At 56.5% G+C, this 14,618-nt stretch carries 15 protein-coding genes; 8 read left to right on the plus strand and 7 right to left on the minus strand.

What is annotated here, in order from left to right; genetic code table 11:
* Window positions 1–32: 32 nt before the first annotated feature.
* The 4 genes from VB780_RS18130 (at window position 33) to psb29 (ending at window position 2,428) form a co-directional block, all read left to right on the plus strand.
* Entirely contained in the window at window positions 33–290 is a 258-nt protein-coding gene (locus tag VB780_RS18130) for a DUF4160 domain-containing protein (RefSeq protein ID WP_323352581.1), read from the plus strand.
* A 12-nt stretch (window positions 291–302) separates the two neighbouring features.
* Window positions 303–557 carry a DUF2442 domain-containing protein gene (locus VB780_RS18135; RefSeq protein ID WP_323352582.1) on the plus strand — a complete coding sequence of 85 codons (255 nt, stop codon included), beginning with the start codon at window positions 303–305 and terminating at the stop codon, window positions 555–557.
* 33 nt (window positions 558–590) lie between these two features.
* Window positions 591–1,589, plus strand: a complete 999-nt coding sequence (locus tag VB780_RS18140) for a glycosyltransferase (protein WP_323352583.1) — start codon at window positions 591–593, stop codon at window positions 1,587–1,589.
* A gap of 86 nt (window positions 1,590–1,675) precedes the next feature.
* Window positions 1,676–2,428: a photosystem II biogenesis protein Psp29 gene (psb29, locus tag VB780_RS18145; protein WP_323352584.1), complete on the plus strand. Its 753-nt coding sequence runs from the start codon at window positions 1,676–1,678 to the stop codon at window positions 2,426–2,428.
* Window positions 2,429–2,537: 109 nt separating this feature from the next.
* Here psb29 and VB780_RS18150 read toward each other — a convergent pair whose 3' ends face one another.
* The 3 genes from VB780_RS18150 to VB780_RS18160 form a co-directional block, all read right to left on the minus strand.
* Window positions 2,538–3,389, minus strand: coding sequence for a methylated-DNA--[protein]-cysteine S-methyltransferase (locus VB780_RS18150; protein WP_323352585.1), 852 nt, complete (start codon window positions 3,387–3,389; stop codon window positions 2,538–2,540).
* A gap of 98 nt (window positions 3,390–3,487) precedes the next feature.
* Complete coding sequence (locus VB780_RS18155; RefSeq protein ID WP_323352586.1) at window positions 3,488–4,474, minus strand: putative 2-dehydropantoate 2-reductase; 987 nt, start codon at window positions 4,472–4,474, stop codon at window positions 3,488–3,490.
* 120 nt (window positions 4,475–4,594) lie between these two features.
* Window positions 4,595–4,912 carry a hypothetical protein gene (locus tag VB780_RS18160; protein ID WP_323352587.1) on the minus strand — a complete coding sequence of 106 codons (318 nt, stop codon included), beginning with the start codon at window positions 4,910–4,912 and terminating at the stop codon, window positions 4,595–4,597.
* Between the two features lie 444 nt (window positions 4,913–5,356).
* On the opposite strand from VB780_RS18160, the gene VB780_RS18165 reads away from it, so the two are divergent.
* The 3 genes from VB780_RS18165 to gatB all read left to right on the plus strand — a co-directional run bounded on the left by VB780_RS18165 (window position 5,357) and on the right by gatB (window position 8,952).
* Window positions 5,357–6,322 (plus strand): RsmB/NOP family class I SAM-dependent RNA methyltransferase, encoded by a 966-nt coding sequence (locus VB780_RS18165; RefSeq protein WP_323352588.1) that lies wholly within the window; start codon window positions 5,357–5,359, stop codon window positions 6,320–6,322.
* Between the two features lie 87 nt (window positions 6,323–6,409).
* A complete protein-coding gene (locus VB780_RS18170; RefSeq protein WP_323352589.1) occupies window positions 6,410–7,294 on the plus strand; it encodes a 4-hydroxybenzoate solanesyltransferase in 885 nt (294 codons plus the stop codon).
* A 170-nt stretch (window positions 7,295–7,464) separates the two neighbouring features.
* The gene (gene gatB / locus VB780_RS18175) at window positions 7,465–8,952 is read left to right on the plus strand and encodes an Asp-tRNA(Asn)/Glu-tRNA(Gln) amidotransferase subunit GatB (protein WP_323352590.1); all 1,488 of its coding nucleotides are present in this window, start codon (window positions 7,465–7,467) and stop codon (window positions 8,950–8,952) included.
* Window positions 8,953–9,270: 318 nt separating this feature from the next.
* On the opposite strand, the gene VB780_RS18180 is transcribed toward gatB, so the two are convergent.
* The 4 genes from VB780_RS18180 to petC form a co-directional block, all read right to left on the minus strand.
* Complete coding sequence (locus VB780_RS18180) at window positions 9,271–10,422, minus strand: DUF58 domain-containing protein (RefSeq protein ID WP_323352591.1); 1,152 nt, start codon at window positions 10,420–10,422, stop codon at window positions 9,271–9,273.
* Between the two features lie 178 nt (window positions 10,423–10,600).
* Window positions 10,601–12,391 carry a translational GTPase TypA gene (gene typA, locus VB780_RS18185; protein WP_323352592.1) on the minus strand — a complete coding sequence of 597 codons (1,791 nt, stop codon included), beginning with the start codon at window positions 12,389–12,391 and terminating at the stop codon, window positions 10,601–10,603.
* 259 nt (window positions 12,392–12,650) lie between these two features.
* Complete coding sequence (petA, locus tag VB780_RS18190) at window positions 12,651–13,616, minus strand: cytochrome f (RefSeq protein WP_323352593.1); 966 nt, start codon at window positions 13,614–13,616, stop codon at window positions 12,651–12,653.
* A gap of 75 nt (window positions 13,617–13,691) precedes the next feature.
* Entirely contained in the window at window positions 13,692–14,234 is a 543-nt protein-coding gene (gene petC / locus VB780_RS18195) for a cytochrome b6-f complex iron-sulfur subunit (RefSeq protein WP_323352594.1), read from the minus strand.
* A gap of 139 nt (window positions 14,235–14,373) precedes the next feature.
* Here petC and VB780_RS18200 point away from each other — a divergent pair, with 139 nt between their 5' ends.
* Window positions 14,374–14,514: a hypothetical protein gene (locus tag VB780_RS18200; protein ID WP_323352595.1), complete on the plus strand. Its 141-nt coding sequence runs from the start codon at window positions 14,374–14,376 to the stop codon at window positions 14,512–14,514.
* Window positions 14,515–14,618 lie beyond the last annotated feature (104 nt).

The following is a 14,618-nucleotide window of genomic DNA, read 5'->3' on the forward strand; positions in this document are numbered from 1 at the left end:
AATTATTTTTGGGGCCATAGGGAACGGGCAGAATGCCAACAATTAGCCGATTTTATGGGATTGTTGTTTTCATGAACTATAACGATCACCAACCTCCACACTTTCATGCTCGCTACCAAAATCAGGAAATAATTGTTGAAATTGAGACAGGTACAGTTGAGGGAAGAATGTCAAAACGCGCTTTGAGCATGGTGCTAGAGTGGCTGGATCTTCACCAGGCAGAACTCATGGCCAATTGGGAGCTTGCTAGACAAAGGAAGGCTCTAAATGAAATTCAACCTCTGCAATAGGTGGACTTTATTATGTTTCTTCATGTTGTGAATATCGACTATTTAGAAGCTTACAAGCTGAGGCTTATATTTAATGATCACGCTGTTCGAGAAGTTGACCTAGCTAAGGAGCTTTACGGAGAGATCTTTGAACCTCTTAAAGACGTTAATTTTTTTCGACAGGTCTTTCTCAACCCCGAAACCAACACCATCGAATGGCCCAACGGTGCAGACTTCGCCCCAGAATTTCTGTACGACCTTGGACAAAACACCCCCCAGACAGCATGATGCTTATGGGATGAGCCATCTATCGCTAACCCTATGCGCCACCTCTATTTTCTTGTGCCGGGTACGGGCAAGCGCTACCACTGCGGCGGGCTGTTTGCCGAGCTCAAGACCCTCAAGCTAGCCCAGCAAGTCTGCTCCGCCGAGGTGGTCACCTACGACCAGCGTGAGCCCGACACCCTATTTTTGGATGACCTGCTCCAGCAGCCCAATCTCGACAACAGCATTTTTGTAATTAGCTGGGGGTTTCACATCCCTCGGCTGGTGAAGCGGCTGTGGGGCTACCCGGTGGTCTACCATGCCCACAGCAGCGGCTACGGGTTTAATTTGCCGGGCGATATTCCCATCGTCACCGTCAGCCGCAACTCGATGGGCTACTGGGGGCAAAAACGACCGAACGGGCTGATTTTTTACCTGCCTAACCACATTTCGCCCGAGTTCACCAACCAGCAACAGCCCAGGGATATCGACGTGCTAGTGCAGGTACGCAAGTCGTCGGATTACCTACTGAATCAGCTTATCCCAGCTCTGGATAGCCGTTGTAACGTAGTCACGCTGACCGGGTTTGTGGATGACCTGTCGGTGCTGTTTAACCGCAGCAAAGTCTTTCTCTACGACTCGGCAGAATATTGGGCGCTGAGCCGGGTGAGCGAGGGGTTTGGCTTACCGCCCATGGAGGCGATGGCCTGCGGTTGCCAAGTATTTACCAGCATCAACGGGGCATTGGCGGATTACTTGGATCCAGGGTTCAACTGCTACAAGATTGGGGTGTACTCGACGGGGTATGACTGCGATCGCATCCTCACCGCCCTGCAAACCCCCACCCCCCTAGCCATGACCTTGGCAGATCTCGCTCCCTACCGCGCCGATGCCCTGATTCCTCGGCTGGAGGTGATCTTGTCAGACATCAACCAATTTTTCGACCACCGCGCCAAGCACCCCGCCGACATCCCCGACCTCACTAAACCTCGTCTCGCCCGGCTCTGGCTGCAGCGCACCACCGCCAAAGTTCGCAAAAAGCTGAAAGTCCGTTGATCCCCACCTTTGGGTGGGTAGGTTGGCAAAGGCACAGTCACGCGAGACAATAGAATATAGAAACTGTAATATTTGAACCCTAGGCTGTGAACAACGCACCCGTACGCACGGTATCTGACGCCAAGCGCGACTTTTACTCCCACCACACTCGCCCGATTAACTCCATCTACCGGCGCGTGGTAGACGAGTTAATGGTCGAAATGCACCTGCTTTCGGTCAATGCCGATTTTATCTACGACCCGATCTACGCCCTGGGCATTGTTACCACCTTCGATCGCTTCATGGTCGGTTACGAGCCTGAGAGAGATAAAGACTCTATCTTCAACGGCCTATGCCGCTCTATCAACAGCACCCCAGAGCACTACCGTGGCGAGGCCGAAGCGGTCAAAGCCTCCGTTAACGGCATGTCTTTAGACGATCTCAAGGGGCAATTTGAGAACCTCGGCGATGGCGGCGACGGCCTGCGTGGCACCCTGGCGGCGATCGCCCACCGAGAGAAATTTAAGTACAGCCGCCCCTTTGGCATTGGCCTTTACACCCTAGTAGAAGCCGTGGCCCCGGCTGAAGCCCTCAAAGAAAAGGCAGACGTTGAAACCCTCTTCAAAGACCTAGCCGGCAAGCTCAACATCTCCCCCGACAAGCTGCAAAAAGATGTCGAACTCTACCGCAGCAATATGGAGAAGTTTGCCCAGGCCCAGGAAGTGATGAAAGACATGCTGGCCGCCGATCGCAAGAAGCGTGAAGACCGCAAAAAAGCCGCCGAAGCCGAGGCCGAAACCCTCGTCGAGCCCGTAGCCGCTGCCCCCGAGGCCGGCGAATCTGGAGACTCGGCGGAGTAAGCCCTAACCCTGCTAAAAGGCTAAGCCTAGAGTTCTGAGCCTAGATTGCTCTAATCGGCGTCTGGGCTCTTTTTAGCTGGGGGTGAACCGATCGCTGGCGAGCGGTCCCCTAGATGCGGGACTGGGTCTGGCCAGCTTCCCAGCCTAGCAGCAGGGTCTTGCGCGCTGTCCCCCAGCGGTAGCCGCCCCCCTCCCCCGAGGCGCGAATCACCCGATGGCACGGGATCAGGTAACCCACCGGGTTGCGCCCCACGGCATTGCCCACCGCCCGCGCTGCCGTAGGTCGGCCGATCACCCCCGCTAGGCCCTGGTACGTCGTCAGCCCACCCAGGGGAATCTGCAAAAGCGCTCGCCACACCTGAATTTGAAAATTGGTGCCTTTGACTGCCAGCGCCAAGGGGCGATCGGGATCTGGGGTGAAGATGCGCCTGTACTCTCCCGCCATTCCTGACTGGTCGGCCACAAGGGTTGCCCCTGGCCACTCCGCCCGCAGCAGATGCTCCGCCGTCGCCCGATCTGGCGTCTCTAAAAAGTGTAGATTGCAGATGCCCCGAGTGGTCTTGGCTAGCAGACAAGGCCCAAACGGCGTAGTGTGAATGCCGTAGCGAATCTCCAAACCCGCCCCTCCAGCCTTAAACTCGCCCGGCGACATGGCCTCTAGCGTGACAAACAGATCGTGCAAACGACCTGGACTCGACAGGCCCACATCTCCAGTCAAATCCAACAGGCTTTTGGTTTCGGCAATTTTGGCCTTGGCGTAGTCTACCGTTAGGCTTTGCAAAAACCGCTTGGGGCTAATGCCCGCCCACTGGGTAAACAGCCGCTGCAAGTGGTACTCGCTGAGATGCACATGGCGGGCTACGGCAGCCAGGTCGGGCTGGTCGAGATGGTTTTGGCGCAGAAACGCGATCGCCTCAGCAATCTGCCCATAGGTCTCATCGTCGTAGGTTGCAGTTTCCATTACAGCGTTCATAGGACGAGCGGCCACAGTTCAACTACAGTTCCCAATCTACCGATCGCCTTCCTGCCCTACCACCCGTTTCTTGCGGCCTCACCCGCTTACCCCTGCCCTTGCCGCCGATCGATCGCCTTCAGCAGGTGATACAGCATCTCAATTCTCGGCACCGCTGCCCCCGCCGCCTGGGCGGCCTGTAGAGCGTTGCCGTAGATGGCTTCTACCTCCAGGGGGCGGCCCTCGTCAAAGTCAATCTTCATGCTGGTGCGGTAGGGTGTCATCTGCTCGGTATGGGCCAACATCTGGGCAACTAACGCCTGCGGCAAATGCCGGTTTTGACCGGGAGAAAGAGCATCCCCATCGCACCGGGCCGCCTCTAGCACCTCTTCCATTAGCTGCTCGGCCAACTGGCGAATGCTGGGGTCGGCCATCATTTCGGCAGTGGTGGCATTCATCACCACCGACAGCCCGTTGAAAGGAATATTCCACATCAGCTTGCGCCATCGGGCCAGGCGCAGATCCTCCACCTTTTCCACAGCGATGCTGCCCGCTGCAAAGTCTTGCACAGTCTGCTCTAGCAGGGGCGAAATTCCAGCAGGCTGGCGATCGGGGTGATGCTGACCCAGCAACAGGTTGCCGTAGTCGAGGTGGCGAATGGTGCCAGGGCCAACCTTATTGGCGCAAATGATGCACAGCCCGCCCAAAATGGGGCGATCGCCAACCCAGGCCGCCAATTCAGCCTCAATCCCAAAGCCGTTTTGCAGGGTTAAAATAGCCGTCTTTGGTCCCAAAAGAGGCGGCAGTAGGTCTGCCAGCAGAGCATTTTGCGTCGTTTTGAGCCCAATCACCACCACATCGACGTTTGGCATAGTAGGGGTAGTGCGGTGGGCCTGCACCTGGGGCAGGGCAAAATCTCCCGCAATCGACTCAACCGCCAGACCATGACTTACCACATGGTCATAATCGCGGTGCAGCAAGAAGTGCACCTCAGCCCCGCCCTGCTGGAGACGGGCACCATAGTAACCGCCCACCGCTCCAGCGCCGACAATGGCGTAGCGTAGCGACATCAGGCGATCGCAGCTTGTAGACAACCAGTACCCTCTAGATTCTGGCCCACTGCGTTAAAGTCGGCTACCCAGACAACTCGACTGTTCATGGGGAGGGATGACATAGATCCACGCTCTAAATTTTAGAGCATGACCGCCGCCGCCTCAGCGCCAAATCCGGGCAGGGGCAGGCTGGATAGTGTCGTTTGGATGACCTTGTACAGAAGGAGCCTCTAACGCAGCTTCTAGCCGCGCAGCTTTTAGAGACACCTCAGGAAAGCTCAGCTCCAAGGGTTGAGGCAAAAAGTCTAGGGGCTTCATCACCACCAGGGGTGGCGCAAACACGGGCACAGCCAGGGAGCACGGCACCCAACGGCTTTCTACCGGCACTCCCAGCTGACTGCATTGCCCCCCTCGCCGACCCTGCGGAGCATAGAAACGGCAGCGACTACAAGATGACACCCGGCACTGCGCTGATTTCATAGTGGCTTCCTAAAAGCTGCACATAACTCCTACATTTTCACCCGTGAAAAATTGGGCATCATCTACCCTAAGGCCCAAACATCTGGCCTCTACAAGGCTTTGGCTGCTGAAATTATCAAACGCCCTTTAGGTTTTCTTCATATTTGCTTTAGGCGAATTCACAATTATGGGGATGATTAATTCTAAAAACTTTATCGAACGTAAACTCATCAGGGATCAGTCAAAACAGGGGTAATATCCCAGATGACTAGGTAGGAAAATGCCTGATCCGGGTACTGCTGGTGTTGGATTATTTCAGGCATTACTTCCTTAGGACTTGTCCTTCTTTTGATAGAAATTGAGCTGTCGATTGAAGGGCTTAAGGACAATCGCTTTGGTGAAAGACTTGCAGACCAAGGACTGTATCTAGAGGGTTACCCCCCGGCTGTGGCATAATCCTGCCCTATGGGCGAACCGTCTAACCTGCTGCTAAAACTGAGTCGTCGGCTATTTGCTGAGGAGCGCGATCGCGACGCCTTTATAGAGGCCCTGGTCAACCCTCAGCCGTTTCCAGCCGCCATCGTATGGATGCAGCCCCGGCCAGAGGTAGTGCCCTTTGCGATCGCCCTACCCCTACCCTGGCAGCCTACCTGGGTCGATCGCCTCAGCGCTGACCAGCGTCCCGGTCAGCATGCCCTCCACCAGGCCGGAGCCTACTACTGCCTGGATATGGCCTCGGTGTTCTCGGCGGCAGTGTTTAGCGCAGTCGCAACCCCAGCAGAAGCCGTTCTCGATCTCTGCGCCGCCCCAGGGGGCAAAAGCCTGCTGGCCTGGAAAGCCCTAATGCCAACTCATCTCTGGTGCAACGAGGTCGTCCGCAAACGGGTCAGAATCTTGATTGCTAACCTCAAACGCTGCGGTTTGACGGACTCGCTGGTGTTTAACCTCGACCCTCAAACCTTTGCCGAACACCTCCCCCACGCCGCCTCAGTGGTGGTGGTCGATGCGCCCTGTAGCGGCCAGTCGCTCCTAGCCAAAGGCGACCAGGCCCTCGGCTGTTTTCACCCCGTCAACATTAAGAAAAATGCCAGCCGCCAAAAGCGAATTCTGGCCAGTGCCGCGCAAACGGTGGCAGGCGGCGGCTACCTGGCCTACATGACCTGCACCTTCTCCCCCGCCGAAAACGAACAGGTCGTAGAGTGGCTAATCAAAAAGTTTCCTCAGTTCGAGGCAGTAGACGTCCCCGTTTTGGCCGACCATGCTTCACCGCTGGCCACCTTTCCCTGCTATCGCCTTTGGCCCCAGTCGGGGCTAGGGGCTGGCGGCTTCACTGCCTTGCTGCACAACAGAGCGACCTCAACAGAGCCAATCAAGCTGGACTTTCTAACCGCTAAGGGCATGCAAATCTACAGTGTAGAGCGATCGCCCTAACCGGTCTAGTGCCCCACTGCCAGCGCTTTGACCAGGCTCAACCGCCGCTATGCTGAAGATGTACCTATGCAATCATCGTTGGCGACTATGGCGAGTCCTTCCACCCGTCCCGAACCCTCCACCCTAGATGCCATTATTCGTCTGCTCCGCTGGGATAAGCCTACCGGGCGACTAATTTTGATGATTCCAGCCCTGTGGTCGGTGGTGCTAGCTGCCGAGGGTAGACCTCCCCTGCCTTTGGTGGGCGTTATTATTCTCGGCACCCTGGCCACTAGCGCCGCTGGCTGCGTCGTCAATGACCTGTGGGATCGCAACATTGACCCCCACGTGGCCCGCACCCGCAGCCGTCCCCTGGCCGCCCGCGATCTATCTGTGCAGGTGGGCATTGGGGTACTGTTGGTGTCCCTGCTCTGCGCCTACGGTTTGTCGCTCTACCTCAACGCCCTGAGCTTTTGGCTGTGCGTGCTGGCCGTACCGTTTATTTTGTTCTATCCCCTGGCAAAGCGCATGTTTCCGGTGCCCCAGCTAGTGCTGTCTCTCGCCTGGGGGTTTGCGGTGCTGATTCCCTGGGCGGCAGTCACCAACAATTTAGATTTGCCCGTGTGGATTCTCTGGCTGGCCGTGGTGCTGTGGACTCTGAGCTTCGATACCGTCTATGCCATCCCCGATCGCGACGACGATCGCCGCCTGGGCGTCAACTCATCGGCTCTGTTCTTCGGCGACTACACCCCGCAATTCGTTGGCTTCTGCTTCTTGGGCGCATGGCTGCTCTTAATTTGGCTGGGCCTGCTGCTGTTCCTCGCGTTTCCCTACTGGCTAGGGCTAGCTGCGGCGCTAATTGCGTGGTCGCGCCAGTCTCACCTAATCAGCCGCTACAAGCCACCGCTCAAACTCTACGGGCAAATTTTTCGGCAGAATGTCCAGCTTGGCTTTGTGCTGCTCATCGGCATGCTCTTGGGTTCGCTTATATAGCCCCATCCCCATCCCATCTAGATCGTCGGACAGGCATTCCTAACCCCCCACTTCTCTCAGCGCAATCCCCCCAGGACAATCCCTTACCCCCTCCACTCCCCACCCCCTCCACCTACCCGGTCAGGGCTACAATAGTTAATCTAAGAATGCATTCCCCGTTGGAGCGGTTTATGACCACTGCGGCACCCGCCAAAACCCAGTACGAAGCCATTATCGGTCTCGAAACCCACTGTCAGTTGTGCACCGAAACCAAAATTTTCTCCCCAGCCTCTACGGCCTTTGGGGCCGACCCTAACACCTACATTGACCCGATTGTGGTGGGCATGCCGGGGGTGCTGCCGGTGCTCAACCAGCGCGTGCTGGAGTATGCGGTCAAGGCCGGTCTAGCGTTAAATTGCCAAATTGCGCCCTACTCTAAGTTCGATCGCAAGCAGTATTTTTATCCTGACCTGCCCAAAAACTACCAAATTTCTCAGTTCGACCTGCCCATTGCCGAGCACGGCTGGCTTGAGATCGAGCTAATCGACAAAAAAACTAAAGAGGCCACCCGCAAGCGCATCGGCATCACCCGCCTGCACATGGAAGAAGATGCGGGCAAGCTGGTGCATGCGGGCAGTGATAGTCTGGCTGGCTCCACCTACTCTCTGGTTGACTACAACCGAGCTGGCGTCCCCCTGATCGAAATTGTCTCTGAACCCGATATTCGCACTGGCCAAGAAGCCGCTGAGTATGCCCAGGAGCTGCGCCGCATTGTGCGCTACCTGGGCATTAGCGACGGCAACATGCAGGAGGGTTCCCTGCGCTGCGACGTCAACATCTCCGTGCGCCCGGTGGGCCAAGCGGAGTTTGGCACCAAGGTGGAGATCAAAAATATGAACTCCTTCAGCGCCATTCAAAAAGCGATCGAGTACGAAATTGAGCGGCAGACTAAAGCCAACCAGAGCGGCGAGAAAATTATTCAAGAAACTCGCCTGTGGGATGAAAGCGGCCAGCGCACCAAGAGTATGCGCTCCAAGGAAGGCTCCAGCGACTACCGCTACTTTCCTGAACCCGACCTACCGCCCATTGTGGTGTCGGTAGAGCAAAAAGAGAGCTGGCTGGCCGAACTGCCCGAGCTGCCTGCTCAAAAACGCACCCGTTACGAGGCCGAGTTTAACCTCTCGCCCTACGATGCCCGGGTGCTGAGCGACGAGCGCGCCATCACAGAATATTTTGAAGCGGCCATGGCAGCTGGTGCCGACCCCAAACTCACCGCCAACTGGATCACCCAGGACATCGCCGCCTATCTCAACACGGAGCGAGTCTCTATTGATGCGCTGCCCCTCACCCCTGGCGCCCTAGCCGAGCTAGTGCAGTTAATTGCAGCGGGCACCATCAGCAACAAAATTGGTAAAGACCTGCTGCCCGAGCTGCTGACCCAGGGTGGCTCACCCAAAGCTATGGTAGAAGCGCGGGGACTGAGTCAAATTTCTGACCCAGCGCAGATTGAGGCGATGATCGATGAGGTGCTAGCTGCCCATCCTGAAGAGCTTGAGGCCTATCGCGGCGGCAAGAAAAAGCTCCAGGGCTTCTTCGTCGGCCAGCTTATGAAGCGCAGCGGCGGCAGAGTGGATCCAAAATTGAGCAATCAACTGCTCAGCCAAAAGCTAAATCAATGATGGGCGAAAAATTATAGAGGAAATTCAATAAGGGGTCTCACCCCCCATGCATTTTTTGGGCTAGTATGGTACTAGATGCACCCTGATGGTAGGGAGAGCCGTTTGAGCTCTCCTTTTTTTTGCCTATTTTTTGTCTTCCAGCCGTCCCACGGGTGGACACGCTCTTGAAGGTGTAGATAGCTAGTCAATCGCTCTCCCCAGAAGATTTTGGATATGGCGCTGAACCTTTAGCCAGCTATTGCAGGTGAGCAAATCGTTAGGATATTTCGCTGTCAAGAAGTCCTTTGGTGCAGGGACTTGCTTTGATAGGTATCCTAATCAACTGGACATATGCGACAGGTTAGCCTGGAGCTGAGGTTCTAAGGGAAGCTCAGAATCTATCTGCATTGTGCTTAAGGCATCTACTGAAGTGGCAGGGCTGTTGCCGTTACCCCAGACCAACTGCCGACTGCCAGCGGCTAAGACAACGGGCTGAGCACCAACAGCCGTGAGCCAAATAGTGGATATCTGCGGTAGTGCAAGGGCGCGATCGCGGGACGGAGCAGGGTTGATCTCAGCCAGGGCGTGCATTACTCGGGCCGAGTCTCGCAGGGTGTCTGCCTGGGGAAACCACAGCGCTGCGGTAAACCCCTGCTTTACGGCGTAGGCATAGAGCGAAGCCGCTGCCACCACCGCCTGCTCAAAGCTCGCCTCACCCCAGCGCGCGGCGGTATTGAGGGCAATCAGAATTTCTCGGCTGGCGGTTATGCTTTCTAGCTCGCGCACCCGCAGCTCACCGTAGCGGGCGCTAGTGCGCCAGTGGATCAGCCGGGTGGGGTCGCCCCAGCGGTAGGGTCGCAGCGATCGCGTCACTCCCTGGGTGTCGGCCTTAGCTAACGGGTTATAGCGCCAGTGCTGACCCTGGCGTTGGCCAACGGTGTCCAGTAGGGGGCAGCGCTTCAGGGGCAACACTTGGGGATAGACCACCGCTGTGGCAGGAGTAGACACTGTGCGCCGACACCAAAACAAGCCTAGGGGAGCCGCCGTGCGCAGATCTACCGCTGGCCAGCGATAGACGCCCCGCCGCGTGGTCGGTACTGGGTATCGCCAGGTGTGGAGCTGCCCTGGGGGCAGCGTACCCACGGCATGTACCGCTACCACCCCCAGCCGCGCAGGCAGCGGGTCAATCACCTGAAACAGCCCCTTACTCTGGCGTTGGGTGTTGCGTACCTGAAGCTCGATATCTAGCGGCACCCCAGCAGTAACAGGGGCAATGGGCGATCGCGTCACCACTAGCCCTTGCAGGTTCCGGGGCGGCAGCACCGCCGCGATCAGCAACAGCGCCAGCATCACGCCGCTAATCACGTATAGCCAACCGGCGAGAGTGTTAGTTGCCGCCGCAAAAAAGAACAGCGCCAGCCCCAGCAAAATCCAACCCACGTAGGCTGGGTTGACCCAGCGATGCTCTAGCCACTGCGTAAACCGTTTCAAACCTGTTTCCTCTATGTGCGTGCCTGGCGACTCTGCTTCAGCATACCCAGTCAATCCGGCAACCCAGCGTTCTTACAAACCAAAAGCGTCTACACCCTAACGCTCTACCAATGGAGGGCAGGCGAGATGTAGACGCTTTTAGCAAACTACCGACGCAAGGACTGGCGGAATCGCTAACCTAACGCTTTGCCAGCTTCTTAGACAGCTTGCGCAGGCGGATAGATTCTGGGGTAATTTCCACTAGCTCGTCTGGGCCAATGTACTCAAGAGCCCGCTCCAGGCTCATATCCACAGGAGTCTGGAGCTGCACCAGTTCGTCGCCGCCAGCGGCGCGGTGGTTGGTGAGCTGCTTGCTCTTGCAGATATTGAGGTCAAGATCTTGATTGCGGTTGTGCTCACCCACAATCATGCCCTTGTAGACCTTAGTGCCAGGGGTGATGAAGAACATCCCCCGGTCTTCAGCATTCTTGAGAGCGTAGAAGGTGGCTACCCCTTCCTCAAAGGAGATTAACACTCCGTTGCGGCGAGATTCAATTTCACCACAGAGCGGGCGATAGTCTGAGAAGCTGTGGTTCATAATGCCTGCACCGCGGGTCAGACGCATAAACTCACCGCGGAAGCCAATTAGCCCCCGCGCTGGAATCACGAACTCCAGCGTGGCGCGGCCGTCGCCCATCACCCGCATATCTTGCAGCTCGCCCCGGCGCTGGCCCAGACGTTCCATACAGCCACCGACCCCCTCCTCGGGCACGTCGAGCACCAGCAGTTCGTAGGGTTCACAGGGCTGACCGTTAACTTCGCGGTAAATCACCTGGGGCTGAGTCACCTGAAACTCATATCCCTCGCGGCGCATGGTCTCAATCAAAATGCCCAGGTGCAGTTCGCCCCGGCCCGCCACTGAAAAGCGATCGGGAGAATCGGTCGGCTCGACCCGTAGGGCCACGTTGGTCTCAAGCTCGCGCATGAGGCGATCGCGCAGCTGCCGAGAGGTAACAAATGTACCCTCCTGCCCCGCAAAAGGCGAATCGTTAACCACAAAGGTCATCTGTAGGGTAGGCTCATCGACCTTAATCAGCGGCAGCGCCTGGGGGTTAGTGGGGCAGGTGATCGTCTCACCGATGTTGGCATCAGCAAAGCCCGCTACCGCTACAATGTGACCCGCCGAGGCGCTTTCAATTTCAATGCGCCGCAGGCCATCAAAGCCCAATAGTTTGGAGATTTTAGACTTCACCAGGCTGCCGTCTTCTCTGACCAAGGCGGCCTGCTGCCCGGCGTTGATCACTCCATTATGGATTTTGCCAATCACGATGCGGCCCAGGTACTCAGAATAGTCAAGGGTTGTCACCTGAATTTGCAGAGGCTTTTCAGGATCGCCAACCGGGGGCGGCACATGGTCGAGGATGGCCTCGAACATAGGCTTCATGTCTGTGCTCTCATCTTCGATCTTGGTCTTGGCGTAGCCCGAGATTCCTGAGGCAAATAGGTAGGGAAACTCACACTGATCGTCGTCAGCCCCCAGCTCAATAAAGAGATCTAGCACCTTATCTACGGCGCTGTGAGGCTCAGCTTGAGCTCGGTCGATTTTATTGACCACCACAATGGGGCGCAGCCCCTTCTCTAGAGCTTTTTTGAGCACAAACCGAGTCTGGGGCATAGGGCCTTCGTTGGCATCCACAATTAGAATGCAGCCGTCTACCATACCCAGCACCCGCTCCACCTCGCCCCCAAAGTCGGCGTGGCCAGGGGTGTCGATGATATTGATCAACGTTTCACCGTAGTGAACGGCGGTATTCTTCGACAGAATCGTAATGCCCCGCTCCCGCTCTAAATCGTTAGAGTCCATCACGCAGTCAGGTACGGTTTCCCCTTCGCGAAAAATGCCGGACTGCCTGAGCAGGGCATCGACAAGAGTAGTTTTGCCGTGGTCAACGTGGGCAATAATTGCAACGTTGCGAATGGGAAGCGTCATAACTGTGTAAAACCTTGGCGATAATGAGCGGGCAACGAAACTACCCCAGAGCGCCAACCGGAAGGAAGCTCAAGACGAGTTTCGAATATGCAAAAATACTTAACAATTGTAGCTCATTAAACAGACTCCTGACGACAGCCGTCTGCCTAAAATCAGAACACCTAAACGTCAGGCCGTGAAAAAGGGACGCTAGCTAGCGTCCCTTTTTCCTACCGTTGAACAGTTCGATGAAATCCACTAGCTAAACTGCTGTGGGGTGCTACATGGTCATTCCAGCAGCCTGAACCTTCTCGACCTGCTTCTTCTTCAACACCAGCATGATCTGGGTCAGCATTACCGCCGCCACAAAGGCCACTAGACCCTTGATGCGGTTGGGGCTTTGCAGCACGATTTCAGTATCCATCTGACCAAAGCCGCCCACGTTGGGATTGGTGGTCAGGGGTTTACCAACTTCTACGGCATCCCCCTCCGCAACCAGGAGCTCGGGGCCAGCGGGGATGGTTTCGGTTACGGCGTTACCGGCGTCAGCCTGGATGGTGATTTGGTAGCCACCGGCTGCTTGGGGCTCAATCTCGGTGACGGTACCGGTCATCGTGGCGTTGTAAACAGTATTGTTGCTAGCCTGACCGGTGGGGTACACCTGGCCACGGCCACGGTTGCCGCCAACGTGAATTTGGTATTTACCAAAGGAAACCGACTTGTCTTGGCCAGGATCGGGAGCCAGCACGGGGAAGATGATTTCCTGGTACTGCTCGCCGGGCAGGGGGCCGACCAGCACGATGTTTTCCTGGGTATCGCTGTAGGGCAGGAAGTAGGTGCTACCAACTTCTTCCTTTAGCTCTTCAGACATGCGATCGGCAGGTGCAATCTTGAAGCCCTCAGGCAGTACCACTACAGCCCCGACGTTGAGGCCGCCCCGGCTACCGTCGCCCAATACCTGCTGGGTGTTGAGGTCGTAGGGAATTTCGACTTTGAGTTTAAACACAGAGTCGGGCAGAACGGCCTGGGGAACTTCTACTTTTGTGGGCTTAGCCGCCAGGTGGCAGTTGGCACAGACTATGCGGCCCGTGGCTTCGCGGGGGGCTGCATAGTTTTCTTGGGCCCAGAAGGGATACGCCTCGGCGGTCTGGGGAACCGCCAGCCAGCCTGCAAAGACTGTCAGCACGGCGGCGCAAGTGATGGCGAGGGGGCGCAGGCCGTTGATTAACGAAGTGAGTCTATTCATGCGTTCAAAGGTTATGTCAACTGGGGTGATGTCAACGGGGGATGGCGCTGCAGTTGGCCAGAGATCTGGCTCAGCCTAGGACCACCAGGGCGACTCGCCGGTGCGAAAATCGGTTTCAGTCCAATTGCTGAGGGTAACTTTGTCATCGTCGGTGACGTCGGCGTGGGCCAGCGCCAAGGACAGCGGCGCCGGGCCACGGACAACCTTGCCGGTGGCATCGTACTGAGAGCCGTGGCAGGGGCACATGAATTTATTTTCGCTGGCGTTCCAGGGCACTACACAGCCCAGGTGGGTGCAGATTGAGCTGATGCCGTAGCTCTCTAGGGAGCCACTTTCCTGAATGACTAGGTAGGTGGGGTCACCCTTGAGACCCTGCACCAAAACGCGATCGCCGGGGTTGTGGGTAGCGACAAACTGGCTGGCAATCACATCGTTGCCCAGTTCGTTCTTAGCGGTGACTCCGCCCCCACTGCTGCCGCTAGAGGGCGGAATGAAGTATTTAATAACGGGATAGAGCATGCCACCGACGGCCCCAGAGGCGGCCCCCAGCAGCAGCAGGTTCATAAATTGGCGGCGTCCCAAATCGGGGACATCGGCGGTTCCAGAAACTTGCGTCATAATCCAGACTGGTATACCTGTTTCAAATGAATAACAGCTATCAACGGCGGTAGCTGATGCAGGGATCAGCAAGCGGATGCATGACCCGTTACGCTAGCCCGACCAACCCTTTGTGGGGCACCACTTTGGAGCAGTCCCGATGTCGCTGACCACGCTTTTAGCTTTACCAATCGTATTATTGCATCTTGCCGTTCTCAGAAAATCCCTGCCGAAAGTAAAAGCAGGGGAGCGATCGCACCATCCCGATCCCCAAATTGCAGAAAAAGCAGGCATTGGCTAGAAAAAGCGAGGGAAAGGAATCTTGTGGCTTAAAAAGAGCCTTAGATTTTGCAAAATGTTGTCCAGTCCTGTTATCTGCCCATTTTTAGCCAGTGAAGCATTGGT

It is taken from the genome of Leptolyngbya sp. CCNP1308 (genome assembly GCF_034932455.1).
GTDB lineage: Bacteria > Cyanobacteriota > Cyanobacteriia > Phormidesmidales > Phormidesmidaceae > Nodosilinea.